The sequence below is a fragment of the Micromonospora sp. NBRC 110009 genome, from assembly GCF_030518795.1.
Taxonomy (GTDB): Bacteria; Actinomycetota; Actinomycetes; order Mycobacteriales; family Micromonosporaceae; genus Micromonospora.
Genome location: NZ_CP130427.1, coordinates 1279940 through 1304836 on the forward strand (window position 1 = coordinate 1279940; position 24897 = coordinate 1304836).

The following is a 24897-nucleotide window of genomic DNA, read 5'->3' on the forward strand; positions in this document are numbered from 1 at the left end:
CGGTCAGGCGCGCTGCGGCGTGGTAGCCGGGGCGTCGGTGGCGGTCGGCTCGACGGGCTTGGCCGCCTCGGCCGGGGTTCCGGCAGACTCGGCGGCCGCGGGAGTGCGCTCGGCGTCGGCCGCCGGGGCGGCAGGGGCGGTCGGCGCAGCGGGGGTGGTGGCCGGCTTGGCGGGGGCGGCCGGCTTGCGCAGGAAGAGCAGCAGCACCGGCACCCCGTACGCCACCCAGGCCACCACCTCGAGCACGCTGGGCGTGGCGGTGATGTTGAACATGCCGCTGAGCAGGGCCGAGTACCAGGCGCTCGGGTCGAGGACCGAGGAGATGTCGAAGGCGTGGTTGTTCAGGCCGGGCAGCACGCCGGCCTCCTGGAAGTCGTGCACGCCGTACTTGAAGATGCCGGCCGCGACCAGGATCAGCAGCGCGCCGGTCCAGGTGAAGAACTTGCTCAGGTTGAGCTTCAGGGCGCTGCGGTAGAGCAGGAAGCCGACCACCACGGCGGTGGCAATGCCACCGACCAGGGCGAGAATGGCGTTGCGGCCGGCGCCACCGGCCGTGCTCTGTGCCGCCGAGTAGAAGATCAGCGCGGTCTCCAGGCCTTCCCGGATGACCGCGAGGAAGGCCATGCCCATCACCGCGAACGCGCCGACGGCCAGGGCGTCGGACAGCTTGCCCCGCAGCTCACCGGCGATGCTCCGGGCGGCCTTGCGCATCCAGAAGATCATCCAGGTGACGAAGACGACGGCGGCCACGGAGGTGATGGCGTCGAAGAGTTCGCGCGACTCCGAGGTCTGTAGCAGCGAGGTCGAGGTGTACTCGATCAGCCAGCCGAAAAGCACCGACAGCGTCACGGCCGCACCGACGCCGAGCCAGACGTGCGGCAGCCGGTTACGCCGGTCCGACTTGACGAGGAACGCGACCAGGATGCTGACCACCAGGGTCGCTTCCAGGCCTTCCCGCAGGCCGATCAGGTACGTGGCGAACATCGGTACTCCGTGGTTAGTTAGGCACGCCTCAGTTAACTTAGGGCAGCCATACCTTCCTCCCGATCCGACGGCACGTCAAGTTGTTCATGACAACGTTCACCTGGTCGTGGGGACATCTTTGCCGTCGACGCTGTGGAAAGATCCGGCAGACCCCCTCGGCAGACAGGACGACCGTGGCCGACGACCTCTTCACCCCCACCATCATCCCCACCGCGTACGTCGACGAGCGGCGGCCACCCTGGCGGCCCGGCTCGCTGGTCTATCCGGCGATCTTCGGCGGGGTGCTCGCCGGCACCACGCTGGCGTTGATCAACGCCAGCCGGCTCCGGCTGCCGACCCGGGCCACCCTGGCGATCGCCGGCACCGGACTGGTCGCCCTCGTCGCCCGGGTGCTGGTCACGGTGACGCTGCTCGACGGGCGCGTCTCCGGAACGGGTCGGCTCGTCGGGGCGCTCTGCGGCGCCCTGGTCGGGACCGTGGCCCACCTGGCGCAGCGGAGCCGGTTCCGCACCTGGGAGATGCGTGGCGGCGAGCCGGCCTCGCTGGTGAAGGCGGGCATCGCGGCGGCGCTCGGGCTCGGCATCCTCGAGGGCCTGATCATCGTGCTGGTGGGGGCCCGGTGACCGTCGTCCCCGAGCAGCAGTTCGCGCGGGTGGTCGCGCTGCTTGAGACGAGCCGGCCCGAGCAGGCGCTGGCCGAGTTGGGCCGGCTGGGCGGGCCGGCGGCCACCGATCGGCTGGCGTACCGGTTGCGGGCCGTGGCGCTGAGCGAGCTGGAACGCTGGGACGAGGTCGCCGAGACGGCCCGGCGCGGGCTGGCCGAGGTCGGGCCGGACGCCGAACTGCTCGGCCGGCTGGGCCGGGCGCTGCGCGAGCAGGGTGCGCTCGCCCCCGCGGAGCGGGCGCTGCTCGACGCGCTGGCCCTCGAACCGGAGGACCCCTGGCTCCTCTGCCAGTACGCCGACCTCTGCACCTCCGTCGGCCAGACGGACAAGGCCGGCCGGTTGCTCGATCGGGCCGCCGCCCTGGCGCCGGACGCGCCGGCCGTCCACGCCACCCGCGTCCAGCTCGCGTACGCCCGCGGCGACGACCGGGAAGCCGAGCGGGCCGCCCGGGAGTTCCTCGGCCAGCACCCGGACCACCCGGTGGCGCTGGCCATGCACGGCAGCATGGCCGTGACGGCCGGTCGGGTCGGCGAGGCGCACCGCTCGTTCGGCCGGGCGGTGGCGCACGACCCGGGTGACGCCGACTATGCCGAGGCGGCCTGGGAGTCCCGGGTCTACGCCCACCCGCTGCTGCTCCCGCTGCGCCCGCTCTACCGGCTCGGTATCCGGCTGTGGCTGCTCGCGGCGGCCAGCATCGCCGTGCTCAACCTGGCCGGACTGCAGGTCGCGGCGTTCGTCGTGGCGGTGACCTGGTTGCTCTACTGCGTCTGGTCGTGGGTCGCGCCGCCCCTGGTCCGCCGCCTGGTACGCGGCCGGTGGCGGGCATGAGGGGCCTGCTGCCCTGGCTCGCCGTGCTGGCGTTGGTGCTGCTGCTCGGCGCGCTGCGGCTGCGTCCGCTGGCCACCGCCGTGTCGCTGGCCTGGCTGGCCTGGTGCGTCTGGACCTGGATCCGCCCCACCCGACGCGGCCGGGACTGAGCCGCACGGCGCCGGAAAAACGGGACCGGGCCGACCGCGCTCGCGGCCGACCCGGTCCCGGTGTGTCGGTCAGTACCGGTAGTGCTCCGGCTTGAACGGACCCTCCTGCGCCACGCCGAGGTACGCGGCCTGCTCCTTGCTCAGGGTGGTCAGCTTGGCGCCGAGCGCGTCCAGGTGCAGCCGGGCGACCTTCTCGTCCAGGTGCTTGGGGAGCACGTACACGCCGACCGGGTACTCGTCGGTCTTGGTGTAGAGCTCGATCTGGGCGATGGTCTGGTTGGCGAACGAGTTCGACATCACGAAGCTCGGGTGACCGGTGGCGTTGCCCAGGTTCAGCAGGCGGCCCTCGGAGAGCACGATGATGGCGTGGCCGTCGGCGAACCGCCACACGTCGACCTGCGGCTTGATGTTCTCCCGGGTGACGTCCGAACGCTTCGCCAGGCCGGCCATGTCGATCTCGTTGTCGAAGTGGCCGATGTTGCCGACGATGGCCTGGTGCTTCATCCGGGCCATGTGCTCGTTGGTGATGACGTCGAAGCAGCCGGTCGCGGTGATGAAGATGTCCGCCTGCTCGACCACGTCGTCCAGGGTGGCGACCTGGTAGCCGTCCATCGCCGCCTGGAGCGCGCAGATCGGGTCGACCTCGGTCACCACGACCCGGGCACCCTGGCCGCGCAGCGACTCGGCGCAGCCCTTGCCCACGTCGCCGTAGCCGAGCACGACGGCCATCTTGCCGCCGATCAGCACGTCGGTGGCCCGGTTGATGCCGTCGATGAGCGAGTGCCGGCAGCCGTACTTGTTGTCGAACTTGCTCTTGGTCACCGAATCGTTGACGTTGATGGCCGGGAAGAGCAGGGTGCCGGCGCGGTGCATCTCGTAGAGCCGGTGCACGCCGGTGGTGGTCTCCTCGGTCACGCCCTTGATGCCGGCGGCGATCCGGGTCCAGCGCTGGCCGTCCTCGGCGAGCGAGCGGTGCAGCAGCTTGAGGATGACCGCGTACTCCTCGGAGTCGGCGGACTCGACCGGCGGCACGACGCCGGCCTTCTCGAACTCGGCGCCCTTGTGGACGAGCAGGGTGGCGTCACCACCGTCGTCGAGGATCATGTTGGGGCCCTGACCGTCGGGCCAGTTCAGCACCTGCTCGGTGCACCACCAGTACTCCTCCAGGCTCTCGCCCTTCCAGGCGTAGACCGGCACGCCGGCCGGGGACTCGGGGGTGCCGTTCGGGCCGACGACGATCGCGGCGGCGGCGTGGTCCTGGGTGGAGAAGATGTTGCAGGACGCCCAGCGGACCTGCGCGCCGAGCGCGACCAGGGTCTCGATCAGGACGGCGGTCTGGATGGTCATGTGCAGGGAGCCGGTGATGCGGGCGCCGGCCAGCGGCTGCGCGTCGGCGAACTCGCGCCGGATCGCCATAAGGCCGGGCATCTCGTGCTCGGCGAGCTGGATCTCCTTGCGCCCGAACGCGGCGAGCGACAGATCCGCCACCTTGTAGTCGCCCTCGGCGAGGGTGCTCGGCCGGGCGCCGGACGACGCGCCGCTGGGGGCCGCCGGGAGGGTGCTGGTCATGGAAGCTCCTGTCGGACGAAGTGCTGCGCAGCCTTCCACCTTACGCGCGCGGGCCCGTCGGTCCGTGGCCGGTCGGCGGATGGCGTACGACCCGGTCGGCGGACAGCGCACGGGGCGGTCGGTCGTGAACGGACTCTCCGTCCACGGCCCGGCCGCCCCGTGCATCCCCCCGGTTTGGTTCCGCGCGTTACCGGACCTTCGTCGCGACAACGCTGCGTACCCATAGAGTCACACTCGGCCCAGAGCGTGTCAAGCTATTTCGGAAAAGTCCGACTTGCGACGTGAGTCAGACTGACCCTCGGTTCAGCTCAGGCCGGAGGTGGCCACGTACGCCTCGCCCGCACCGCCGAAGACCAGCGCGCCGCCGGCCGCGGTGCCCACCGCCGCCTGCCCCGGCCCCAGGGTGACCGTCCCCACCCCGTCGTCCACGGTGAGCTGGCCGGCCCGGCAGAGCACCACCCGCGGGCCCGGCAGCGCCAGCCGCACCTCCGGACCGCCGGGCGTCACCTCGACCCGGTGCAGGGCGAAATCCTCGATCGGCACCGGCCAGGTCACCACCCCCGGCGCCACCGGCACCGCGCGGACCACCGGCTCGTCGAGCACCTCGAACCGCAGCACCCGCAGCAGCTCGTCCACGTCGATCCGCTTCGGCGTCAGGCCACCGCGCAGCACGTTGTCGCTGGCCGCCATGATCTCCACGCCGGTGCCCCGCAGGTAGGCGTGCAGGTTGCCGGCGGGCATCCAGATCGCCTCGCCCGGCGCCAGCCGGACATGGTGCAGCAACAGTGCCACCAGCACCCCCGGGTCGCCCGGGTAGTCGACCGCCAGCGCGCGGGCCAGCACGGCCTCCGGGCCGGCGGCGTCCGCCGAGAGCACGCCTGCCACCAGCCCGGCGCGCTCCGCCTCCGGCCAGCTCAACAGCAGGCGTACGGCCTCCCGCAGCCCGGCCGGCCCGGCGCGCAGCGCCGCCACCACCGGCTCCAACGCGGGTACGCCGAACGCCGCGAGCGCCGCCGCCGACACGGCCGGATCACGGAAGCCGCACAGCGCCTCGAACTCGCTCAACGCGACCAGCAGCTCCGGTTTGTGGTACGGGTCGACGTAGTTGACCCGGTCCACGTCCGCCGCGTACCCGGCCCGGGCCTGGTCGGCGTCCGGGTGCGCCTGCAGGCTCAGCGGGGCGTCCGCCGCGAGCACCTTGAGCAGGAACGGCAGGCGGGTGCCGAACCGGCCGACCAGCCGCTCGCCCAGCCAGTGCGCCGGCTCGGCGAGCAGCAGGTCGGTGAGGTCCACCGGGCTGCCGTCCCGATCCACCGTGGCCGGGGCACCCGGGTGGGCGCCGAGCCACAGCTCGGCCTCCGGCCCGGCGCTCGGCACCGGGCGCCCCTGCAGCTCGGCGATCGCCGTCCGGGAACCCCAGGCGTAGTCCCGGATCCGGCCCTGCAGCAGCTCCACCATCAGCTCCCGGGCCGTCCGGACGCCTCGTCGGGCTCCGGCCGTTCACCGCTGGCGACCTCCGGCGACGGCACCGCGGTGTGCGAGGCGGCACCGGTGCCCGCCCGGTCCGCCGCCGCGCTGTAGATGTCCGGCTCCAGGTAGATGACCTGGGCGATCGGGACCGCGGTGCGGATCCGCGCCTCGACGGCGTTGATGCCCCGGGCCAGATCCTCGGCCGTGTCGCAGGGCGACACCGCGATCTTCGCGGCCACCATCAGCTCCTCCGGCCCCAGGTAGAGCGTCTTCATGTGGATGATCCGCTCCACCTCCGGGCCGTCCGTGACGGCCCGCTCGATCGCGGCCACCTCGGTCGCCTCGGCGCCCTCGCCGAGCAGCAGGCTCTTCGTCTCGATGGCCAGGGTGATCGCGATGATCACCAGCAGCACGCCGATCATCGCGGTGCCGGCGGCATCCCAGATGCCGTTGCCGGTGATCAGGGTCATCCCCACCCCGAACAGCGCGAAGACCAGACCGATCAGCGCACCGAAGTCCTCCAGCAGCACCACCGGCAGCTCGGGCGCCTTGGCCCGGCGGATGAACCGCAGCCAGGACTGGTTGCCGCGGATGTGGTTGGACTCCATGATCGCGGTACGGAACGAGAAGCCCTCCATGACGATGGCGATCACCAGGACCGCCACCGGCACCCACTGCCAACTGGTGATCGGCTCCGGATGCTGCGCCTTGTGGTACGCCTCGTAGAGCGCGAAGAGACCACCGAGGCTGAACAGCACGATCGCCACGATGAACGCGTAGATGTAGCGCTCCCGGCCGTACCCGAAGGGATGTTCCGGGGTGGCCTCCCGCTTGGCCCGCCGGCCGCCGAGCAGCAGCAGGCCCTGGTTGCCGGAGTCCGCGACCGAGTGGATCGACTCGGCCAGCATCGACGAGGAGCCGGTCAGCAGGAACGCGATGAACTTGGTGACGGCGATGCCGATGTTGGCCGCCAGGGCGGCGATGATCGCCTTCGTCCCGCCGTTGGCGCTCACGCCGCCGCCTCGCTTCGCACCGCGACGGCGCGCGGCGCCGCGCTGCTGGACCGAATGGCTCGCTCGCTCCGCTCGCTCACTGGTTTGCCAGCTCCTTCATCTCCGTGATGGCCGGGACGGCCATCGGGTCCAGCCCGTGTGCCAGGGCGAGGTAGACCGAGGCGAAGTCGGGTACCGCGATCAGCGAGGCGAGCCGCTCCAGCGCCGACCCGCCTTCGGCGGTCACCACGTCGCAGCGCACCCCGCGCCGCTCGGCCAGGGTCTGCACCGCGTCGGCCCGGCGCTCCTCCACCGCCAGCGGCTCGTCGGTGTCGTCCTCCGCGTTGAGCCCGCCGTCGCGCAGCAGCACCAGCCGCAGCCGGGTGGCGTGATCGCCCTCGTCCGGGTCGGCGAAGATGTCCCGCTCCCCCTCGGCCAGGCCGCCGAACACGCCGTCCAGCAGGCCGACCCGGCCCCGGCCCGCCTCGCCCAGCGCCCCGGTGACGATCGGGTAGCGGGCGTTGGCCGAGAGGGTGTCGCCGAACCGGCGGGCGGCCACGGTGGCCACCGGGGACGAGCCCCAGACGATCGGGATCGACCCGGCCAGGCCCAGGGCGAGGGACTTCGCCGGGTTGACGAAGGACTCGGCGGTGGGCCGGCACCGGTCCGCGTCGGCGTCGAGCCGGGCCGCCGTCTCGGCCAGGTCCGCCTCGTTGACCTTCACCAGCCCGAGCGTACGGGCGGCCAGCAGGACCGGCACGGTGAGCGCCCAGAGGCTGGCCCGCGCCGGCGCCCGCCGGGGCACCGGGATGAACGGCGCCCGGGCCCGCTCGGCCACCGACTGGAGTTGGGAGTCCGGGGCGCCGACCGCGACCAGGCGGGCACCTCGCCGGTGCGCCGCCTCCGCGGCGCCCAGCGCCTCGGGGCTGCGGCCGGAGGCGCTCACCGCGATGACCACGTCCGCCGCACCGACCCAGCCCGGCACGCCGGCGCTGCGGTGCGGGATCACCGGCACCGGGCAGCGCGGCCCGGCCACCGTGGCCAGGACGTCACCGGTCCGCCCGGCGGTGCCGATGCCGGCGATGACGACGGCGCGCGGCCGCCCCTCGTCGGCCAGCACGGTCAGGTTCGCCTCGGCGGCGAGCGCCGCCGACTCGCGTACCTGGGCACCGGCGGAGGCGGTGAACCGGAGCATGCCGCCCGGGTCGTGCTCGGCCAGCAGGTCGGGGTTGTCGAGCAGCGACTCGTCGGCGTGCCGGTGCCCGCTGACCCCGGCCGTACCCTCCATCACGGCTGCGGCGCGGCCCCACCGCGCCGGTCGTCCGCCGCGGGCCCACCGCGCGCCTCGTCCAGCAGCAGCACCGGTACGTCGTCGCGCACCTCGAAGATCCGACCGCACTCCGTGCAGGTCAGCGTCTGTGCCTGCGCGTCGTAGTCCAGCGGGGCGTGGTGTGTGTCGGGACAGGCGAGGATCTCGAGCAACTGCGGGTCCAGGGCCACGGCGCGGCTCCTTCCACGTATGCGGTCTCACCGGCCGACGGTGCCGCCCGGCGCACGCGATCTTATCGGCGAACCGGCGGGGGCACCCGGCCAGATCTCAGCACCGGCGGCACGCGCGGGCCACCCCGACGGCGACTCCGGTCAGATCGTCGCCACACACCGTCACCGTAACCCCCGGCGCTCCGGCCGGGCTCCCGCTCAGCGGGGTGGGCGGGGCAGCACGCTGGTGGCGTCGCCACCGGCGGCGGCCGGCGGCTCACCACCCGGCCGGTCACCCGCTGCGGGGGCGCCGTAGACGTTGCCGCTCGGCCGGGACACGGGTGCGCCGTAGACGGTCGGGGGGGCCGGCTGCTGCCCGTACACATGCCCGGCCGGGGCGCCGGCGCGATACGTGGTCGGCCCGGTGCTGCGCGGCAGCGGCAGCTGCGGGTGGCCGGCGACCGCCTCGTCGACCTTCTCCGCGCGGTTCCGCCGGACCAGCAGCACGATCAGGGCGGCGCCGACGAGCACCAGCAGGATGCCGATCCACATGATGGGTGAACCTCCGGAGGACGTGTCGGCGGCGCCGGACCCGGCGGCCGGGTCGAGCGCGGCGGCCACCGCCGAGTTGGTGTCGTCGACGCCCGCCGGCGTGGTCGCCTCGGCGCTCGGGGTGGGCGAGGGCTTCCTCGTCGGCGTCGGCGACGGAGTCGCGGCCTTCGCCCCGCCCACCACCCGCGCCGACGCGGCGGCCCGGCCGAGCAACCGGCCGTTCGCGGTGGCCGCCTCGCCGACCACGTCCAACCGCCCGCCGGGCGCGCCGGCCAGGAAGGCGACCCGGTAGCGGACCGTCTTGCCCTTGCCCTTGCAGAGGGTCGGCTCCGCCGGGGAGGTACGCGCCGTGACGACCGTGCCCCCGCCGCCGGAGACGGGCACCGGCCACCACCGGCCACCGCTGTTGACCTGCACCTCGACCTGCTCGGGCCGGACGCCGTCGAGGCGCAGCCCCAGGCCGGTGCGGAGGATGACGCAGCCGTCGGTGCGCTTGCGCACCTCGACCGCCACCGTGCCGGGGGACCCGCCGACGGTGAAGCTGCTCGCCGACCGCACCTCCACCCGGTCGCCGTCGGCCAGCGCCGGGGACGCCGCGACGGCCAGCAGGCCGCCCAGCACCGCGCCGACCGTGGCCAGCCGCCCCGCGTGCCGCCTCACCGACATCTCCACCTCACCGTCTCCACCCCTGTCGGGTCCGCCGGTCAGGGTACTACCGGCGCGAACCGGCACCCGCTCATTGAGCGCTCCGCATGTGTGCCGCGACACGCCGGGCCACCCCGTCCATCCTCGACGCAGGTCGGAGTGCCTGCATGATCAACTACGGCGCCCCTCGCCGCGGTCGGCGCCACCCGGTGGGCGGTCAGGCGGGCGCGGTCGCCAGCGCCCGCCTGCACAGCCGGTCGGCCGTCCGGGTGGTCTCCGGCAGCCGGTAGCGCGGGCACAGCGCCAGCACCCGGTCCACGGCGTTGTCCAGGCTCACCCGGTGGCCGACGCTGACGAACACCGGCTTCACCCCGTCCCGGGTACGCAGCACCCGGCCGACCACCTCGCCGCCGTCCCGCAACGGGCTCCACGCGCCCCGCTCCGGACCCGGCTCCGCCCACTCGCCCACCAGCGGCGTCTTCCCCACCCCGATCGTCGGCAGGCCGGTGACCACGCCGAGGTGACAGGCCAGCCCGAACCGGCGCGGATGCGCCAACCCGTGCCCGTCGCAGACCAGCAGGTCCGGCCGGACGGTCAACCGGTCCAGGGCGTCCAGCAGCGCGGGCAGCTCGCGGAAGGCGAAGAGCCCCGGCACGTACCGGAAGGCCGGCCGGCCCACGCTCACCGCCTCGTCGACCACGGTCAGGGTGGCGGCGTCGAGCACCGTGACGGCCGCCGCGAGCCGGTCACCGCCCTCCGCGTACGCCACGTCCAGGCCGGCCACCGTCGCCGGCGCGGTGGGACCCGGCCCGACCAGGTTCACCCGCGAGCGCAACTCCTCCTGTACGCGCAGCGCCTCGGCGACGTCGGCGGGCGGCACGTACCGCACTCCCCCGGCCGTCACGACCGCCCGGACCCGCGTCCGGCGCGACTGAGGGCGATCCCGAAGGCCACCCCGAGGCCGACGCCCAACGCGACTCCGGCGACCCCGCCGATGGTGAGCCACCCGATCACCAGCCCGAGCAGGATCCCCGCCACCCAGACGGTGGCCTGCTGCCGCATCGGCGACTTCCTCATCAGCTCACCGTAGCCACGCGGAGGACGCGGGACAGGCATGTGCCCTGCGGCCGGGGTCAGACCGGCGTGCTTTCCTCGGCAGCGCTTTCTCCTCGGTCGGCGTGTTCTCTTCGGTCGGCGTCAGGCTGGTGAGTTCTCCTCGGCCGGCGTCAGGTCCGCCCGGGCCTCCTCGGCCCAGCGGACGATGCCGTGGGCACCCGACGACTCCGCGACCGCGGTCGCCTCGCCGACCAGTGCGACGGCCCGCTCCGGGTCACCCTCGTCGGCGGCGAGGTAGCCCAGGGCGAGCAGGTTCGCGGCCACCCCGGGCAGGAAGCCCACCTCCCGACGCAGCCGGGTCGACTCCTCCATGAGCTGCCGGGCGACGTCGAGCCGGCCGGCCGCCTGGTCGACGTAGGCGAGGTGCCGCAGGACGTACGACAGGGTCAGCTTGTCGTCGGCCTGGGCGGCCAGCTCGCGGGCGCGGGCGAGGGCCGGGGTGGCGGCCTCTTCATCGCCCCGGATCACCTGGTGCACGCAGCCCACCCAGAACCGGGCCTCACCCTCCCCGCGCGCGTCGCCGAGCTGCCGGTACAGCTCGGCCGCCCGCTCGAAGAGCTCCAGTTCGCGCGGGTCCTCGACCTCGTCCTCCAGGTAGCGGGCGTGCAGCACCCGGCCCCGGGCGAGCGCGAGATCCGCCTCGACCGCGTCCAACGTCCGGTCGGCCGTGGCCAGCGCGCCGCTGTCGCCGCCGAACACCGCCTTCTCGTACAGCTCCCGTGCCAGCTCGATCCGGTCTGCCGTCGCCATGCCCGCTCCTGTCCCTGTCCTCGGTTACTGACCCACCCGGCCGTCGATCCGCTCACGCAACAGGTCGTCCGTCCGTCAGTAGGTGGCGAGGGTCGGGTCAGCGCCCGGGTCACCAGCCTGCTGCAACTGCTCCTCGAACATCACGAACGTCCGCCGCCGGATCCCCGTGATCAGCGCCTGCTCTTCAGCTGTGGGGTAGCGCCGCTCTGCCCGGATCGTGTCTTGGAGCGCCCTCACGGTGCCGTACAGCGCAAAGACCGGCGCGTCTCCAGTCAGATGTCGACCACGTTCCTGCTCCGTAAGCCAGACGAAGTCATCGCGTGAAATCTCGTAAATCTCTTCCCCGCCAATGAAGACCGCTCTGTCGATCAGGTTGTGGGCCGGTAGCCAACCCCCGGTTCGTCCGACAGTCGCCACCCGGCAACGCCGCCGTCCGGCGTCTTGACCAGTTTGAGTGGCGAGCCGTAGTAGTCGAAGAACCTCGGAAGCCTCATACCGCTCGAGCCCGTCATCGTTGCGAAACCCGCCCGGGACGCGACGACGGCACCTGGTGAGCGCGGTCAGGGGCCGAGTTGCCGCGCCGCGTCCTCGTAGAACGACACGAGTTGCGCCAGCGGGATGGCCTTCCGGGAGACCACGGAGAGGTCCTTTCCCTCCTTGGTGAACGGGGGCGGCCAGGCGCTGAGCCCTTGATCGAGCGCGAGGGCCCCGACCTCCGCCTGCCAGCCGGGCCAGCGCAGGGTCTCGTAGAAGCGGGTGAGGGATCCGGCCAGGACGGCGTGCAGCCAGTCGGCGTACCCCTGTTCGAGGTCGAGCCAGCCGAGGTCGTCCGGCCCGAAGTAGTGCACGGTGGGCCGCGCCCCAGGTCCGCTCTGGGCCCAGACGAACTGGCCGCCCATCACGTCGTAGCCGATGACGACCAGGCCGGCCGGGTCGGACTCGGTGGCGACGTCGGGCAGGGTGTCGTGCCCGCTGCCGAGCACCCGCAGCCAGCCGTGGTCGACGAGCAGCCCCCCGGTGTTGGCGACCACCGCGCCGAGCCAGGACCGGGTGGTGATCTCCAGGGTGGCGAGGCAGGCGGACGCCCGCGCCGGCTCGGCCGGCAGCACTTCGACCGGGTACGGCGAGCCGGCGACGGCGGCCGCGACCTCGGACCATGCTGACTGCTCCACGCCGCGAGAGGCTACAGCGCCACCCCGGTCAGCACCATGACCCGCGGCTCGGTGTAGTCCTCCATCGCGCTGCGCAGCCCTTCCCGGCCGACGCCGGAGCCCTTCACCCCGCCGTAGGGCATCTGGTCGGCCCGGTACGACGGCACGTCCCCGACGATCACGCCGCCGACCTCCAGGGTGCGGGCGGCGAGGAAGGCGGTCTGCAGGTTGTGGGTGAAGACTCCCGCCTGCAGGCCGTACGCGGAGTCGTTGACGGCGGCGAACGCGGCCTGGTCGTCCTCGACCCGGGTGACCACCAGCACGGGCCCGAACACCTCCTCCGTGCAGACCTTGGCGTCCTTCGGCACCCCGGAGAGCACGGTCGGCGGGTAGGTGGCGCCGTCCCGCCGTCCGCCCACCTCGATGGTGGCCCCGGCGACGACCGCCTCGTCCACCCACGCCTCGACGCGCTCGGCCGCCTCGACCGAGACCATCGGCCCGACGTCGGTCAGCTCGGAAGCCGGGTCTCCGGTCCGCAGCTCCTCCACCGCGGTGACGAGCCGGGGCAGGAATCCGTCGTAGAGCCATTCGTGCACGTAGACCCGCTGGACCGCGATGCACGACTGCCCGGCCTGGTAGTTGGCGAAGGTGGCGATCCGGTGCGCGGCGAAGGTCAGATCCCCGTCGGAGGACCAGTCCTCGCAGATCACCGCCGCCGCGTTGCCGCCCAGTTCCAGGGTGACGTGCTTCTCCGGGGCGGCCCGGCGGATGGCCGCGCCGACCGGCCCGGAGCCGGTGAACGACACGACCGGCAGCCGGGGGTCGGCGACCAGCTCGGCGGCGCGCTCGTTGGGCAGCGGCAGCACCGAGAACATCCCCTCAGGCAGTCCGGTCTCGGCCAGGATCTCGCCGAGCAGCAGCGCCGACAGCGGGGTGGCCGGGGCCGGCTTGACGACGATGGGCGCGCCGACGGCGATGGCCGGGGCGACCTTGTGCGCGACCAGGTTGAGCGGGAAGTTGAACGGGGCGATGCCCAGCACCGGCCCCCTGGGCACCCGCCGGACCAGCGCCATCCGCCCTGTGGCCGCCGGATCGGTGTCCAGGCGTTGCAGCTCCCCGGAGAAGCGTCGGGCCTCCTCGGCCGCCCAGCGGAAGGTGGAGATCGCCCGGCTCACCTCGGCCTTCGCCCACTTGACCGGCTTGCCGTTCTCGGCGGTGATCAGCGTCGCGACCTCGTCGGCCCGGTCGGCGAGCCGCCGGGAGACGTGGTCCAGGGCCGCCGCGCGGACGTGCGCGGGCAGGGCCGCGGCTGCCGCGGCCACCCCGGCGGCTGCCGCGACGGCGGCTTCGACCTGGTCGGGCGCGGCGAGGGTGGTACGCCCCACCGTCCGGCCGTCGTACGGGTGGGTGACGGTCAGCTCGCCCTCGCCGTGGGCGGGGCGGCCGGCGACAAAGAAAGCTCTCGACTCCACGCTTCGGCAGCCTAGACCACGTTGGCTCACGCGGAAACAGTTGCTCAAGCCCTTGTCTGCCGCGAATTCAGTAGCCAAGATGGCAGTCAGATTGCGATAACCTCCGCTGACCTTCCCCCCCGGCCACCACTCGGAGACTTCTGATGAGCGATCAGCAGCAGCTGCGCAACTTCGTCAACGGCGAGTACGTCGACCCCGTGGACGGCGGCTACGCCGACCTGATCGACCCGTGCACCGGGGAGGTCTTCGCCCAGGCGCCGGTCTCCGGGGCGGCGGACGTGGACGCGGCGATGACGGCCGCCGCCACGGCGTTCGAGACCTGGCGGGACACCACGCCCGCCGAACGGCAGAGGGCCCTGCTCAAGCTGGCCGATGCGGTGGAGGCCCGGGCGGCCGAGCTGGTCGACGCCGAGGTGCGCAACACCGGCAAGCCGCGCCAGCTGACCGCCGACGAGGAGCTGCCGCCGGCCGTCGACGAGTTCCGGTTCTTCGCCGGCGCCGCCCGACTCCTGGAAGGCCGTTCGGCCGGCGAGTACATGGCCGGCCACACCTCGTACGTGCGGCGGGAGCCGATCGGCGTCTGCGCCCAGGTCACCCCCTGGAACTACCCGCTGATGATGGCGGTCTGGAAGATCGCCCCGGCGCTGGCCGCCGGCAACACGGTGGTGCTCAAGCCCTCCGACACCACCCCGGTGTCGACGCTGCTGCTGGCCGAGATCGCGGCCGAGTTCTTCCCGCCGGGCGTGTTCAACGTGGTCTGCGGCAACCGGGACACCGGCCGCGCCCTGGTCGCCCACCCGACCCCGCAGCTGGTGTCGATCACCGGCTCGACCCGGGCCGGCATGGAGGTCGCCGCGGCGGCCGCGCCGGACCTCAAGCGGACCCACCTGGAGCTGGGTGGCAAGGCCCCGGTGGTGCTCTTCGACGACGCGGACGTCGCCGCGGCGGCCGAGGCGATCGCGGTCGGCGGCTACTTCAACGCCGGCCAGGACTGCACCGCCGCCACCCGGGTGCTCGCCGGCCCCGGCGTCTACGACGACTTCGTCGCCGCCCTCGCCGACCAGGCCCGGAACACCAGGACCGGCGCCCCGGACGACGAGGACGTGCTCTACGGCCCGCTGAACAACGCCAACCAGCTCGCCCGGGTGCGCGGCTTCGTGGACCGGCTGCCGGACCACGCGAAGGTCGAGACCGGCGGCTCCCAGGTCGGCGAGCGCGGCTACTTCTACGCCCCGACCGTCGTCTCCGGCGTACGACAGGCCGACGAGATCATCCAGGACGAGGTGTTCGGGCCGGTCATCACGGTGCAGCGCTTCTCCGACGAGGACGAGGCGGTGCGCTGGGCCAACGGCGTGGAGTACGGCCTGTCCGCCTCGGTCTGGACCCGCGACCACGGCCGGGCGATGCGGATGACCCGTCGGCTCGACTTCGGCTGCGTCTGGGTTAACACCCATATCCCGTTCATCTCGGAGATGCCGCACGGCGGCTTCAAGCACTCCGGGCACGGCAAGGACCTGTCGGTCTACAGCCTGGAGGACTACACCCGGATCAAGCACGTCATGCACAACATCGAGGGCTGAGCCATGGCGTCCAGCGAGGAACTGCACAAGCGGCGCGGGGCGGCGGTCGCCCGGGGCGTCGGCAGCACGATCACCTCCTACGTGGACCACGCCGGTGGCGGCACGATCACCGACGTCGACGGGCGGGAGTGGATCGACTTCGCCGCCGGCATCGCGGTGGCCAACGTCGGCAACTCCGCCCCCCGGGTGGTGCAGGCGGTGCAGGCGCAGGTCGAGCGGTTCACCCACACCTGTTTCATGGTCGCGCCGTACGAGTCGTACGTGGCGGTGTGCGAGCAGCTCAACGCGCTGACGCCAGGGAACTTCGAGAAGCGCTCGGCGCTGTTCAACTCCGGCGCCGAGGCGGTGGAGAACGCCGTGAAGATCGCCAGGCACGCCACCGGGCGGCCGGCGGTGGTGGTCTTCGACCACGCGTACCACGGCCGGACCAACCTGACCATGGCGCTGACCGCGAAGAACATGCCGTACAAGCACCGGTTCGGGCCGTTCGCCGGGGAGATCTACCGGGTGCCGATGTCGTACCCGCTGCGCGACGGCGGGCTGGACGGGGCGACCGCGGCGGCGCGGGCGATCGAGCTGGTGGAGAAGCAGGTGGGCGCGGAGAACGTGGCCGCGCTGCTGATCGAGCCGATCCAGGGCGAGGGCGGTTTCGTGGTACCGGCGGAGGGCTTCCTGCCGGCGCTGCGGGAGTGGGCGACGGCGAACGGGGTGGTCTTCGTCGCCGACGAGATCCAGACCGGCTTCTGCCGGACCGGGGACTGGTTCGCCTGCCAGCACGAGGGCGTCGAGCCGGATCTGATCACCCTGGCCAAGGGCATCGCCGGCGGCCTGCCCCTCGCGGCGGTGACCGGCCGGGCGGAGCTGATGGACGCGGTCCACGTCGGCGGGCTCGGCGGCACGTACGGCGGTAACCCGATCGCCTGCGCGGCCGCCCTGGCGTCCATCGAGACGATGCACGAGCTGGAGCTGGCCGGCGCCGCGCGGCGGATCGGGCAGGTGATGGGCGACCGGCTGCGGGCGATCGCCGCCCGCGACCCGCGCGTCGCGGAGGTACGCGGTCGTGGCGCGATGCTCGCCTTGGAGATCGTGCGCCCGGGGACGCTCACTCCGGATCCGACCGCCACGGCGGCGGTGTCGGCGGCCTGCCACGCCGCAGGCCTGCTCACCCTCACCTGCGGCACGTACGGCAACGTGCTGCGTTTCCTGCCCCCGCTGGTCATCTCCGACGACGAGCTGGCCCGTGGCCTGGACATCCTGGACGCGGCCTTCGGCTGATCGACGGTCAGCCGGTGTACGTGGAACACCATGGGTCCCGATCCCCCCAGGAGCGACCCATGGTGTTCCACCCCGGCCCTCCCCAGGGCGCGTCACCAGCTGCCCTGATCAGAGGCAGATCCAGCAGTACGCGTGGACGCCGTCGGCAACCGCCCGGCGGGCCACCCGCCGCAACTCCCCCACGATCCCGGCGACGAGCTTCTCGTCCGGCTCACCCATCCACTCCTCGGCGGCCCGCCACACCGCGGCGACGTCGTCGATCCGCTCGTCCGGCAGCGCCGCAAGCTCGCTGACGAACGCCGGCTTGAGCCGGAGCAGGTACGGGCCCTCGTCGTCGTTGCCGTCGACCCGCGCCTCGCCGGTGGACAGGTCCTCCGCCGCCAGGTCCAGGCCGCCGTGCCGGATCGCCGCCCACAGCCTGCCGACCAGCACCGTCGGCTCGAGGAACTTGGACCGGAACGGGGCCAGGTCGTCGCCGGGCCCGGTGTCGGCGGCGGCCAGCGCCTGCTCCGGACGCGCCGCGAAGTAGTCGGTCAGGATGCCCACGGCCGAGACGGTCGGCCTCCCTCCGACACGTCCGATCCTCCACAGCGGTCCCGTCCACCGCCGTCCTGTTCTATAGTCCCACTGTCGTAGGACAATAGAAGGGCGTCGCGTGATCGAGTTCGTACTGGACGGCCGGTCCAAGGTGAACACCTATGTGCAGCTGATCCAGCAGGTCAAACAGGCCCTGCGGGTGGGGCTGCTGACGGCTGGCGACCAGTTGCCGAAGGTCCGCGACGTCGCGCAGTCGCTGGCCATCAACCCGAACACGGTGCTCAAGGCGTACCGCGAGCTGGAGATCGAAGGTCTGGTCGAGGGACGCCCCGGCGTCGGCACCTTCGTCCGCCGCACCCTCGCGGGCTCGTCGCTGGCCGATCAGGCCGAGCTTCGCGAGGAGCTGGTGGCCTGGCTGCACCGCGCCCGCGCCGCAGGACTCACCCCGGAAGACGTCACCGCCCTGGTCGAGACCACCATGCGGGCCGCGCTCGTCGCCGGCACGACGCGTGCCGAACCCGCCTCAGCAGGATGAGAGGACAGCTGATGGAGATCGCGCTGGAGGCCGAGCAGCTCGGCAAACGGTACGGAAGAACCTGGGCGCTGCGGGACTGCTCGCTGCGCCTGCCCGCCGGGCGGATCGCCGCCCTCGTCGGCCCCAACGGTGCTGGCAAGAGCACCCTGCTGCACCTCGCGGTCGGCCTGCTGCGGCCGGACGCCGGCGCGGTGCGGATCTTCGGCGAAGCGCCGTACGCCAACCCGTCGGTGCTGCCCGAGATCGGCTTCGTCGCCCAGGACACCCCGCTCTACCGGGACTTCACCGCGGCCGAGCTGGTGGAGCTGGGCCGCCGGATGAACAAGCGCTGGGATGCGGCGCTCGCCCGAAACCGGCTGGCCCAGCTCGGCATCCCGCCGAAGCTGCCCGTCGGCAAGCTGTCCGGTGGCCAGCGGGCCCAGGTCGCGCTGGCGCTCGCCCTCGCGAAGCGGCCCCGGCTGCTGCTCCTCGACGAACCGGTCGCCAGCCTCGATCCACTGGCGCGCCGGGAGTTCCTGCAGTCGCTGATGGGCAGCGTCGCCGACTCCGAGACGACCGTGCTGCTCTCCTCGCACCTGCTGGCCGACCTGGAACGGGTCTGCGACTACCTGGTCGTGCTGCAGTCCGCCCGGGTGCACCTGGCGGGCGCGGTCGACGACCTGGTCGCCGCCCACCGGCAGCTGGTCGGGCCCCGGCACGGCGGCGAACCGATCGAGGGGGTCGACGCCGTGGTCCGGGCGAGCCACACCGCCCGGCAGTCCACGCTGCTGGTCCGTACGACCGGCGATGTCCTCACCCCGGAATGGACGGTGCACGACGTGACGCTGGAGGACCTCGTGCTGGCGTACCTCGCCGAGGGCGAGACCACCACGAGCCACGCGGCCTGGGAGGTGCCGGCATGATCTGGCTGGCCTGGCGGCAGCACCGCAAGCAGCTGCTCTTCACCCTCCTCGGCTTCGCCGCGCTCGCGGCCCTGATGATCCCGATCGGCCTGTCGATGCGGCACAGCTTCACCGAGCTCGGGCTGCCGAACTGCATCAGTCAGCTGGCGCGTGCGGAGGTCGACCCGGTCACCGCGAACGGCTGTGACTCGGCGTTCCGCCAGTTCACCAACCGGTACCAGAGCCTGAACCTGGTGGCGGTCCTGCTCGTCGCCCTGCCGGTGCTCGTCGGTCTGTTCTGGGGCGCCCCGCTGGTCGCCCGGGAGGTGGAGCACGGCACGCACCGGTTCGCCTGGACGCAGGGCGTCGGCCGGACGCGGTGGGCCCTGGTGAAGTTCGGCCTGGTCGTCGTGGTCACGGTGGCCCTGGCAATCGGCTACGGACTGGGCATGGCCTGGTGGGTCAGCCCGCTGACCCAGGCCGCGCACGAGGGCCGCCTCGGCTTCATCGTCTTCGACCTGCAGGGCATCGCCCCGATCGGCTACACCCTCTTCGCGGTGGCGCTGGGCATCTTCGCCGGCACCCTCTGGCGCCGGATGCTGCCCGCCATGGGCGTCACCCTGGCCGCGTTCATCGGGGTCCGGGCGGCGGTGGCGATCCTGGCCAGACCGCACTACCAGCCCGCCCGCACCCTCACCTTCCCGATCGAGGGGGCCGAACCGCTGCAGGAGGGCCGGGGCAACTGGGTCCTCGCCAGCGGGGTGCGCAACGCCGACGGAAAGATGCTGGCGGCCGACACCCGGATCATGTGCCCGACGGGCGCCAAGGCCCCGGATGGCGGTCGCTGCGGGGCCGACATCGGCGCCGGACCCGGCGCCTACAACTGGGAGCTCTACCAGCCGGCGGACCGGTTCTGGCTGTTCCAGTGGATCGAGACCGGCATCTTCGTCGCCCTCGCCGCCCTCCTGCTCTACCTCGCCCTCCGCCGCGTCCGCCGCATCGCCTGAACCGCCCTCGGTGGAACACCATGGCGGTCACCGCAGCCAGCAGACCTTCACGGTGTTCCACCCGGGGCAGGGGCGCAGGGCGCGCCCCCTGACCCGGTGGCCCGCGCGCCGCCCGCCAACCCGGGGAACCGGCGGTATCGGGCGGTGTCGGCGCGCGGGGCGCGGCCGGCGGCTCAGCCGAGCAGTTCCACCACGTTGCGGCGGACCAGGTTCTTGCCGGGCTCGCGGATGAGGTCCATCGCGGCCGCGTTGAGCAGGACGCAGCTGCCCGAGGGGCCGGTCACCGTCACGGTCACCGCCCTGCCATTGTCCAGGTTGGTCACCCGCAACCGGGTCCCCGCCGGGAACTGGCCGCTGGTCGCCGTCGGAGCGCCGGCCTCGCCCGAGAACGTGATCGGACCGCCGCACACGGTCCGGCCGGCCGCGCCGCCCGGCTGAGCAGCGCCGCCCGGCTGAGCAGCGGTGGCCGGCTGAGCGTTTCCCGGCCGGGTCTCGCCAGCGCCCGGCCGGGCGGGCTGGGCGGGCTGCGCCGCCGGTCCGTCGAGGCGTTCGACCACGTTGCGCCGGATCACGTTCTTGCCCGGCTCCCGGACCAGGTCCATCGCGGCGGCGTTGAGCAGCACGCAACTGCCCGACGGACCGGTCACCGTCACCGTCGCCGCCTTGCCGTTGTCCAGGTTGGTCACCCGCAACCGGGTGCCCGCCGGAAACCGGTCGCTCGTCGCCGCCGGCGTCCCGCCCTCGGCCGAGAACGTGACCGACCCCTGGCACGCGCTCGGCCGGACCGGCGTGGTGTCGGCGAAGCCGAATCCGGTGCCGACCGCCACCACCGCCGCGGCGACCACCGCCACACCACCCGCCAGTACGTGCTTCCGCTGCACCCTCACCGCAACTCCCGTCGTCCGTTGGTCTGACGTACGGGGGTACGGCGTGGGAGCGCTGCATCGTTCAGCGCGCCCCCGCCCGGGTGCCGCTTTCCGTCTTTTCGCTACTGCGGGTGACACCACAGACCGGTCCGGGTGGTGGCGCCCGCCCCCGCCCGGACCGGTCCACCCGTCAGTCGCGCCGGATGCCCAGCGTGCTGCGGCCCGGCAGCATCCCGGTGGCCACCACCGCCCCGGTCACCGGGGCGACGAGCTGGGCGAACCGGCCGACCGCGGGACCGAGCGCCCGCCACGGCGCGGTGGCCAGTTCGTCCGTACGCCGCTCGACCTCGTCGCGGAGCCGGCGGCCGGCGTCGGTGGCGACGCCATCGGCGTCGACCAGGCCCCGGGCGGCGAGCCGGTCCCGGGCGGCGGCCCACTCCTCCCCGGTCCAGCGCCGGCTGGCGAAGACCTCCACCGGCGCGGCGCCGACCGCGGCGAAGGAGACCAGCGCCTCGGTCGGGTCGAGCCCGGCGGTGAGCAGCGCGGCGACGTGCCCGTCGCCGCGATGCTCGCGCAGGATGGTGGCGGCCTGCCAGAGCGCGAGGTGCGGCGCGTCCGGCCAGGGCAGGTCGGCGTTGGCCGCGGCCAGCGGACGCGCGGCCAGGTCGGCGGCGTGGACCGCGCGCCGGGCCAGCACGGCCGCCTCGGCGAGCTCGGGCGAGTCCACCCGGTCGCCGAGCAGCCGACGCAGTGCGCGGTCCACTCCGGACAGCCGGGCGGCGAGGACCTTCGCCGGCTCGGCGGTGGCCCAGACCGCCGGCACGTACTCGGCGACCATGCCGGGGCTGAAGCTGTAGTAGGTGGCGGTGACCAGCGCGGGCCCGGCCGCGCCAAGCGGCGCCGACCGGAGGGCGAAGTAGCCGGGCCACCGTTCGTCGGTCGCCAGGCCGAGCGCGGCGGCCTCCTCCGTGAGCTCGGGCGCGTAGTAGACCAGCGCGTGCACGGGCTCGATGAGCTGCCACATCTTCCGGACCATCGTCAGTTCCACGTCTGCCTCCCGAGACCGTCATCTTGTCGATGTCAAGTTTGGCCCCGGCGACAGCAACTTGTCAATGACAAGATAGGCCCGACACTTCGTCGGGCCCATCGCCGGGAGAAGTCAGCAACCGGTATTGGCGATCAGCGGTGAGCTGGGTCACCATGGGCGCGAGGAGGTCGCCGATGGCTGACCCGTGGCTCGCCCTGGAATTCGGCGCCGATCCGGCGGAGCGGATCGCGCAGGTCGGTGCCGCCCACGAAGCGTTCCTCAACGGCGGCACCCCGCCGGACCGGGTCCGCGAGGTGGTCCGGCGATCGTGGGAGCGGTCCGCCCTGCTCGATCCGGAGACCACCGCCCCGGTCGACCTCACCGACGACGCCCTGGAGAGCTACCGGGCCGCCCACCCCCTCGCCCGGGTGCTGCCACTCTTCCGCGACCTGCTCGGCGGCATCGCCACCGACGGCGCCCACCTGATGGCGGTCTGCGACGCCCACGGGCGGCTGCTCTGGGTGGAAGGCCACCCCGGGGTGCTCCGGCACGCCGAGCGGATGAACTTCGTGCCCGGCGCCCGCTGGGACGAGACCCACGCCGGCACCAACGCCCCCGGCACCGCCCTGGCCGTGGACCACAGTGTCCAGATCTTCGCCACCGAGCACTTCGTCCGGCCGGTGCAGCGCTGGACCTGCGCCGCCGCCCCGATCCACGACCCGATCACCGGCCGGCTGCTCGGCGCCGTCGACATCACCGGCGGCGACCACCTGGCCATCCCGCAGAGCCTCGCCCTGGTCCGGGCCACCGCCCGGGCCGCCGAGACGTTCCTGGCCGGGGCCGCCCCCGCCGAGCCCGACCTGCTGCACGTCACCGCGCTCGGCCGCGACGAGGCGGACCTGCGGATCGGCGGCCGGCGCATCCGGCTCGGGCGGCGGCACAGCGAGCTGCTGGTGCTCCTCATCGACCACCCCGAGGGGCGGACCGGCGAGCAGCTCGGCCTCGACCTCTACGGCGACGACCGGCTGCACCCGGTCACCCTGCGCGCCGAACTGTCCCGGCTGCGCCGGGCGCTCGGCGAGGAGCTGCTCGACTCCCGCCCGTACCGGCTGCGGCCGAGCGTGCGCGCCGACTTCCGTACTGTCACCGAGCTGCTGGAACGCGGCGACCCGGCAGGGGCGCTCCAGGCGTACCCCGGGCCGTTGCTGCCCGGGTCGGACGCACCGGGAGTGGCGCGACTGCGCCGCCTGGTCGACGGGCAGCTGCGCGCGGCCGTGCTGGCCACCGCGGACCCGGCGCTGCTCGCGGCCTGGACCGCGACGCCCGCCGGCGCCGACGACCTCACCGCGTGGCAGGCCCTGGCGCGGGCGTTGCCGCCGGGCGCGCCCCGCCGGCCGCTCGCCGTCGCGCGGGCCCGCCAGCTCGCCTCGGAGTACGACCTCCCGCGCGCAACGTTCCTGCAACGTCGCGGAAACTAACGTCGCTCGCCATCCACCCACGGACGGCGGAGGTACCCATGGCGCGCTACGACGCCCCCACCCACTGGCAGTCCCGGTACGACCACTTCATCGGCGGCGAGTACGTGAAGCCGCACGGCGGCCGGTACTTCGAGAACCCCACCCCGGTCACCGGGCAGACCTTCTGCGAGGTGGCCCGGGGCACCGCCGAGGACGTCGAGAAGGCCCTCGACGCGGCGCACGGCGCCGCCGACGCGTGGGGCCGCACCTCGGTCGCCGAGCGGTCACTCATCCTCAACAAGATCGCCGACCGGATGCAGGAGAACCTGGAATCCCTCGCCATCGCCGAGACCTGGGAGAACGGCAAGCCGGTACGGGAGACCCTGGCCGCCGACATTCCCCTGGCGATCGACCACTTCCGCTACTTCGCCGGGGCGATCCGGGCCCAGGAGGGTTCGCTCGGCGAGATCGACGACGACACGGTGGCGTACCACTTCCACGAGCCGCTCGGGGTGGTCGGGCAGATCATCCCGTGGAACTTCCCGCTGCTCATGGCCACCTGGAAGCTCGCCCCGGCGCTCGCCGCCGGCAACGCGGTGGTGCTCAAGCCCGCCGAGCAGACCCCGGCGTCCATCCACTACCTGCTCTCGCTCATCGCCGACCTGCTGCCGCCGGGCGTGGTCAACGTGGTCAACGGCTTCGGTGTCGAGGCGGGCAAGCCCCTCGCGTCCTCGTCCCGGGTGGCGAAGGTGGCGTTCACCGGCGAGACCACCACCGGGCGGCTGATCATGCAGTACGCCAGCGAGAACATCAAGCCGGTCACGCTGGAACTGGGCGGCAAGAGCCCGAACATCTTCTTCGACGACGTCAGCGCCGCCCGCGACGACTTCTTCGACAAGGCGCTCGAAGGCTTCACCATGTTCGCCCTCAACCAGGGCGAGGTCTGCACCTGCCCGTCGCGGGCGCTGATCCAGCAGGGCCACTACTCCGACTTCCTCGCCGCCGCCGTGGAGCGGACCCGTCAGGTGCGGCAGGGGCACCCGCTGGACACCGAGACGATGATCGGCGCGCAGGCGTCGAACGACCAGCTGGAGAAGATCCTGTCCTACCTGGACATCGGTCAGCAGGAGGGCGCCAAGGTGCTCACCGGCGGTTCGCGGGCGGACCTCGGTGGGGACCTGTCCGGTGGCTACTACGTCGAACCCACGATCTTCGAGGGCGACAACTCGATGCGGGTCTTCCAGGAGGAGATCTTCGGCCCGGTGGTCTCGGTGACCTCCTTCGCCGACCTGGACGACGCCGTGAAGATCGCCAACGACACCCTGTACGGCCTCGGCGCGGGCGTCTGGACCCGGGACATCAACACCGCGTACCGGGCCGGGCGGTCCATCCAGGCGGGCCGGGTCTGGACCAACTGCTACCACGCGTACCCGGCGCACGCCGCGTTCGGCGGCTACAAGCAGTCCGGCATCGGCCGGGAGAACCACAAGATGATGCTGGAGCACTACCAGCAGACCAAGAACCTGCTGGTCAGCTACTCCCCGAAGAAGCTCGGCTTCTTCTGATGGGCGACCCGGTGACGCTGACGCCCGCGGCGGCCGACCTGATCCGGTCGCTGCGGGCGGCGCACGGCCCGATCATGTTCCACCAGTCCGGCGGCTGCTGCGACGGCAGCGCCCCGATGTGCTACCCGGCCGGCGAGTTCCGCACCGGCGGCTCCGACATCCGGCTGGCCTCGCTCTCGGTGGACGGCGTCCCCGAGCCCGTCGAGTTCTGGATGTCCGCCGCCCAGTGGGAGCTGTGGAAGCACACCAGGCTCACGGTCGACGTGGTGCCGGGTCGAGGCAGCGGCTTCTCCCTGGAAGCCCCCGAGGGCGTCCGCTTCCTCATCCGCTCCCGACTCGCCTGACC

The 24897-nt window shown here is 73.1% G+C and carries 27 protein-coding genes; 11 read left to right on the forward strand and 16 right to left on the reverse strand.

What is annotated here, in order from left to right; genetic code table 11:
• Positions 1–3: 3 nt before the first annotated feature.
• Positions 4–984: an iron uptake transporter permease EfeU gene (efeU, locus tag Q2K19_RS06040; protein WP_302768287.1), complete on the reverse strand. Its 981-nt coding sequence runs from the start codon at positions 982–984 to the stop codon at positions 4–6.
• Positions 985–1157: 173 nt separating this feature from the next.
• Here efeU and Q2K19_RS06045 point away from each other — a divergent pair, with 173 nt between their 5' ends.
• From Q2K19_RS06045 to Q2K19_RS06055, 3 genes are read left to right on the forward strand one after another with little or no spacing between them, the layout of a single operon-like run.
• Entirely contained in the window at positions 1158–1607 is a 450-nt protein-coding gene (locus Q2K19_RS06045) for a hypothetical protein (RefSeq protein WP_302768289.1), read from the forward strand.
• The gene (locus tag Q2K19_RS06050; protein WP_302768291.1) at positions 1604–2476 is read left to right on the forward strand and encodes a tetratricopeptide repeat protein; all 873 of its coding nucleotides are present in this window, start codon (positions 1604–1606) and stop codon (positions 2474–2476) included. Before Q2K19_RS06045 ends, Q2K19_RS06050 begins: the two co-directional genes overlap by 4 nt.
• Positions 2473–2625: a hypothetical protein gene (locus Q2K19_RS06055; protein ID WP_302768293.1), complete on the forward strand. Its 153-nt coding sequence runs from the start codon at positions 2473–2475 to the stop codon at positions 2623–2625. Before Q2K19_RS06050 ends, Q2K19_RS06055 begins: the two co-directional genes overlap by 4 nt.
• Positions 2626–2694: 69 nt before the next feature.
• Here the strand turns inward: Q2K19_RS06055 and ahcY are convergent, their stop codons facing one another.
• From ahcY to Q2K19_RS06115, 12 genes are all read right to left on the reverse strand, one after another.
• Positions 2695–4194 carry an adenosylhomocysteinase gene (ahcY, locus tag Q2K19_RS06060; protein ID WP_302768295.1) on the reverse strand — a complete coding sequence of 500 codons (1500 nt, stop codon included), beginning with the start codon at positions 4192–4194 and terminating at the stop codon, positions 2695–2697.
• A 303-nt stretch (positions 4195–4497) separates the two neighbouring features.
• On the reverse strand, positions 4498–5649 hold the full coding sequence (gene manA, locus Q2K19_RS06065; protein ID WP_302772295.1) for a mannose-6-phosphate isomerase, class I: 1152 nt from the start codon (positions 5647–5649) through the stop codon (positions 4498–4500).
• A gap of 2 nt (positions 5650–5651) precedes the next feature.
• Positions 5652–6677 (reverse strand): cation diffusion facilitator family transporter, encoded by a 1026-nt coding sequence (locus tag Q2K19_RS06070; protein ID WP_302768297.1) that lies wholly within the window; start codon positions 6675–6677, stop codon positions 5652–5654.
• Positions 6678–6753: 76 nt separating this feature from the next.
• Positions 6754–7947, reverse strand: coding sequence for an SIS domain-containing protein (locus Q2K19_RS06075; protein ID WP_302768299.1), 1194 nt, complete (start codon positions 7945–7947; stop codon positions 6754–6756).
• Positions 7944–8156, reverse strand: a complete 213-nt coding sequence (locus tag Q2K19_RS06080) for a Trm112 family protein (RefSeq protein WP_302768301.1) — start codon at positions 8154–8156, stop codon at positions 7944–7946. Before Q2K19_RS06080 ends, Q2K19_RS06075 begins: the two co-directional genes overlap by 4 nt.
• A gap of 198 nt (positions 8157–8354) precedes the next feature.
• On the reverse strand, positions 8355–9353 hold the full coding sequence (locus Q2K19_RS06085) for an RAD23 family protein (RefSeq protein WP_302768303.1): 999 nt from the start codon (positions 9351–9353) through the stop codon (positions 8355–8357).
• Positions 9354–9549: 196 nt separating this feature from the next.
• Complete coding sequence (gene nfi, locus Q2K19_RS06090) at positions 9550–10221, reverse strand: deoxyribonuclease V (protein WP_446839765.1); 672 nt, start codon at positions 10219–10221, stop codon at positions 9550–9552.
• 11 nt (positions 10222–10232) lie between these two features.
• Entirely contained in the window at positions 10233–10409 is a 177-nt protein-coding gene (locus Q2K19_RS06095; RefSeq protein WP_302768307.1) for a hypothetical protein, read from the reverse strand.
• A 120-nt stretch (positions 10410–10529) separates the two neighbouring features.
• The gene (locus tag Q2K19_RS06100; RefSeq protein ID WP_302768309.1) at positions 10530–11198 is read right to left on the reverse strand and encodes a tetratricopeptide repeat protein; all 669 of its coding nucleotides are present in this window, start codon (positions 11196–11198) and stop codon (positions 10530–10532) included.
• Positions 11199–11273: 75 nt separating this feature from the next.
• A complete protein-coding gene (locus Q2K19_RS06105) occupies positions 11274–11615 on the reverse strand; it encodes a hypothetical protein (RefSeq protein ID WP_302768310.1) in 342 nt (113 codons plus the stop codon).
• 143 nt (positions 11616–11758) lie between these two features.
• Complete coding sequence (locus Q2K19_RS06110; RefSeq protein WP_302768312.1) at positions 11759–12370, reverse strand: DUF2625 family protein; 612 nt, start codon at positions 12368–12370, stop codon at positions 11759–11761.
• 11 nt (positions 12371–12381) lie between these two features.
• The gene (locus tag Q2K19_RS06115; protein ID WP_302768314.1) at positions 12382–13821 is read right to left on the reverse strand and encodes an aldehyde dehydrogenase family protein; all 1440 of its coding nucleotides are present in this window, start codon (positions 13819–13821) and stop codon (positions 12382–12384) included.
• Positions 13822–13964: 143 nt separating this feature from the next.
• Here Q2K19_RS06115 and Q2K19_RS06120 point away from each other — a divergent pair, with 143 nt between their 5' ends.
• Positions 13965–15401 carry a gamma-aminobutyraldehyde dehydrogenase gene (locus tag Q2K19_RS06120; protein ID WP_302768316.1) on the forward strand — a complete coding sequence of 479 codons (1437 nt, stop codon included), beginning with the start codon at positions 13965–13967 and terminating at the stop codon, positions 15399–15401.
• Between the two features lie 3 nt (positions 15402–15404).
• Entirely contained in the window at positions 15405–16676 is a 1272-nt protein-coding gene (gabT, locus tag Q2K19_RS06125; RefSeq protein WP_302768318.1) for a 4-aminobutyrate--2-oxoglutarate transaminase, read from the forward strand.
• Positions 16677–16784: 108 nt separating this feature from the next.
• Here the strand turns inward: gabT and Q2K19_RS06130 are convergent, their stop codons facing one another.
• Positions 16785–17222, reverse strand: a complete 438-nt coding sequence (locus tag Q2K19_RS06130) for a hypothetical protein (RefSeq protein WP_302768320.1) — start codon at positions 17220–17222, stop codon at positions 16785–16787.
• Positions 17223–17331: 109 nt separating this feature from the next.
• On the opposite strand from Q2K19_RS06130, the gene Q2K19_RS06135 reads away from it, so the two are divergent.
• Genes Q2K19_RS06135 through Q2K19_RS06145 form a run of 3 tightly spaced genes read left to right on the forward strand, consistent with a single transcriptional unit; the run spans position 17332 to position 19636 of the window.
• Positions 17332–17748, forward strand: a complete 417-nt coding sequence (locus Q2K19_RS06135) for a GntR family transcriptional regulator (RefSeq protein ID WP_091313583.1) — start codon at positions 17332–17334, stop codon at positions 17746–17748.
• Between the two features lie 11 nt (positions 17749–17759).
• The gene (locus Q2K19_RS06140; RefSeq protein WP_302768322.1) at positions 17760–18650 is read left to right on the forward strand and encodes an ABC transporter ATP-binding protein; all 891 of its coding nucleotides are present in this window, start codon (positions 17760–17762) and stop codon (positions 18648–18650) included.
• Positions 18647–19636 carry a transporter gene (locus tag Q2K19_RS06145; RefSeq protein WP_302768323.1) on the forward strand — a complete coding sequence of 330 codons (990 nt, stop codon included), beginning with the start codon at positions 18647–18649 and terminating at the stop codon, positions 19634–19636. The genes Q2K19_RS06140 and Q2K19_RS06145 overlap by 4 nt, the downstream gene beginning before the upstream one ends.
• A 173-nt stretch (positions 19637–19809) precedes the next feature.
• Here Q2K19_RS06145 and Q2K19_RS06150 read toward each other — a convergent pair whose 3' ends face one another.
• Positions 19810–20523, reverse strand: a complete 714-nt coding sequence (locus Q2K19_RS06150; RefSeq protein WP_302768324.1) for an RlpA-like double-psi beta-barrel domain-containing protein — start codon at positions 20521–20523, stop codon at positions 19810–19812.
• Positions 20524–20692: 169 nt separating this feature from the next.
• On the reverse strand, positions 20693–21550 hold the full coding sequence (locus tag Q2K19_RS06155; protein WP_302768325.1) for an SCO6745 family protein: 858 nt from the start codon (positions 21548–21550) through the stop codon (positions 20693–20695).
• A 173-nt stretch (positions 21551–21723) separates the two neighbouring features.
• Here Q2K19_RS06155 and Q2K19_RS06160 point away from each other — a divergent pair, with 173 nt between their 5' ends.
• From Q2K19_RS06160 to Q2K19_RS06170, 3 genes are read left to right on the forward strand one after another with little or no spacing between them, the layout of a single operon-like run.
• The gene (locus Q2K19_RS06160; protein WP_302768327.1) at positions 21724–23007 is read left to right on the forward strand and encodes a sigma-54-dependent transcriptional regulator family protein; all 1284 of its coding nucleotides are present in this window, start codon (positions 21724–21726) and stop codon (positions 23005–23007) included.
• A gap of 38 nt (positions 23008–23045) precedes the next feature.
• The gene (gene adh / locus Q2K19_RS06165) at positions 23046–24551 is read left to right on the forward strand and encodes an aldehyde dehydrogenase (protein WP_302768329.1); all 1506 of its coding nucleotides are present in this window, start codon (positions 23046–23048) and stop codon (positions 24549–24551) included.
• A complete protein-coding gene (locus Q2K19_RS06170) occupies positions 24551–24895 on the forward strand; it encodes a DUF779 domain-containing protein (protein ID WP_302768331.1) in 345 nt (114 codons plus the stop codon). The genes adh and Q2K19_RS06170 overlap by 1 nt, the downstream gene beginning before the upstream one ends.
• The last annotated feature ends 2 nt before the right edge of the window (positions 24896–24897 follow it).

Coding starts and splice junctions, on each gene's coding strand:
- efeU (WP_302768287.1), bottom strand. CDS start 984: ATGTTCGCCACGTACCTGATCGGCCTGCGGGAAGGCCTGGAAGCGACC.
- Q2K19_RS06140 (WP_302768322.1), top strand. CDS start 17,760: ATGGAGATCGCGCTGGAGGCCGAGCAGCTCGGCAAACGGTACGGAAGA.
- Q2K19_RS06145 (WP_302768323.1), top strand. CDS start 18,647: ATGATCTGGCTGGCCTGGCGGCAGCACCGCAAGCAGCTGCTCTTCACC.
- Q2K19_RS06100 (WP_302768309.1), bottom strand. CDS start 11,198: ATGGCGACGGCAGACCGGATCGAGCTGGCACGGGAGCTGTACGAGAAG.
- adh (WP_302768329.1), top strand. CDS start 23,046: ATGGCGCGCTACGACGCCCCCACCCACTGGCAGTCCCGGTACGACCAC.
- Q2K19_RS06160 (WP_302768327.1), top strand. CDS start 21,724: ATGGCTGACCCGTGGCTCGCCCTGGAATTCGGCGCCGATCCGGCGGAG.
- Q2K19_RS06170 (WP_302768331.1), top strand. CDS start 24,551: ATGGGCGACCCGGTGACGCTGACGCCCGCGGCGGCCGACCTGATCCGG.
- Q2K19_RS06095 (WP_302768307.1), bottom strand. CDS start 10,409: ATGAGGAAGTCGCCGATGCGGCAGCAGGCCACCGTCTGGGTGGCGGGG.
- Q2K19_RS06085 (WP_302768303.1), bottom strand. CDS start 9,353: ATGTCGGTGAGGCGGCACGCGGGGCGGCTGGCCACGGTCGGCGCGGTG.
- Q2K19_RS06120 (WP_302768316.1), top strand. CDS start 13,965: ATGAGCGATCAGCAGCAGCTGCGCAACTTCGTCAACGGCGAGTACGTC.
- Q2K19_RS06055 (WP_302768293.1), top strand. CDS start 2,473: ATGAGGGGCCTGCTGCCCTGGCTCGCCGTGCTGGCGTTGGTGCTGCTG.
- ahcY (WP_302768295.1), bottom strand. CDS start 4,194: ATGACCAGCACCCTCCCGGCGGCCCCCAGCGGCGCGTCGTCCGGCGCC.
- gabT (WP_302768318.1), top strand. CDS start 15,405: ATGGCGTCCAGCGAGGAACTGCACAAGCGGCGCGGGGCGGCGGTCGCC.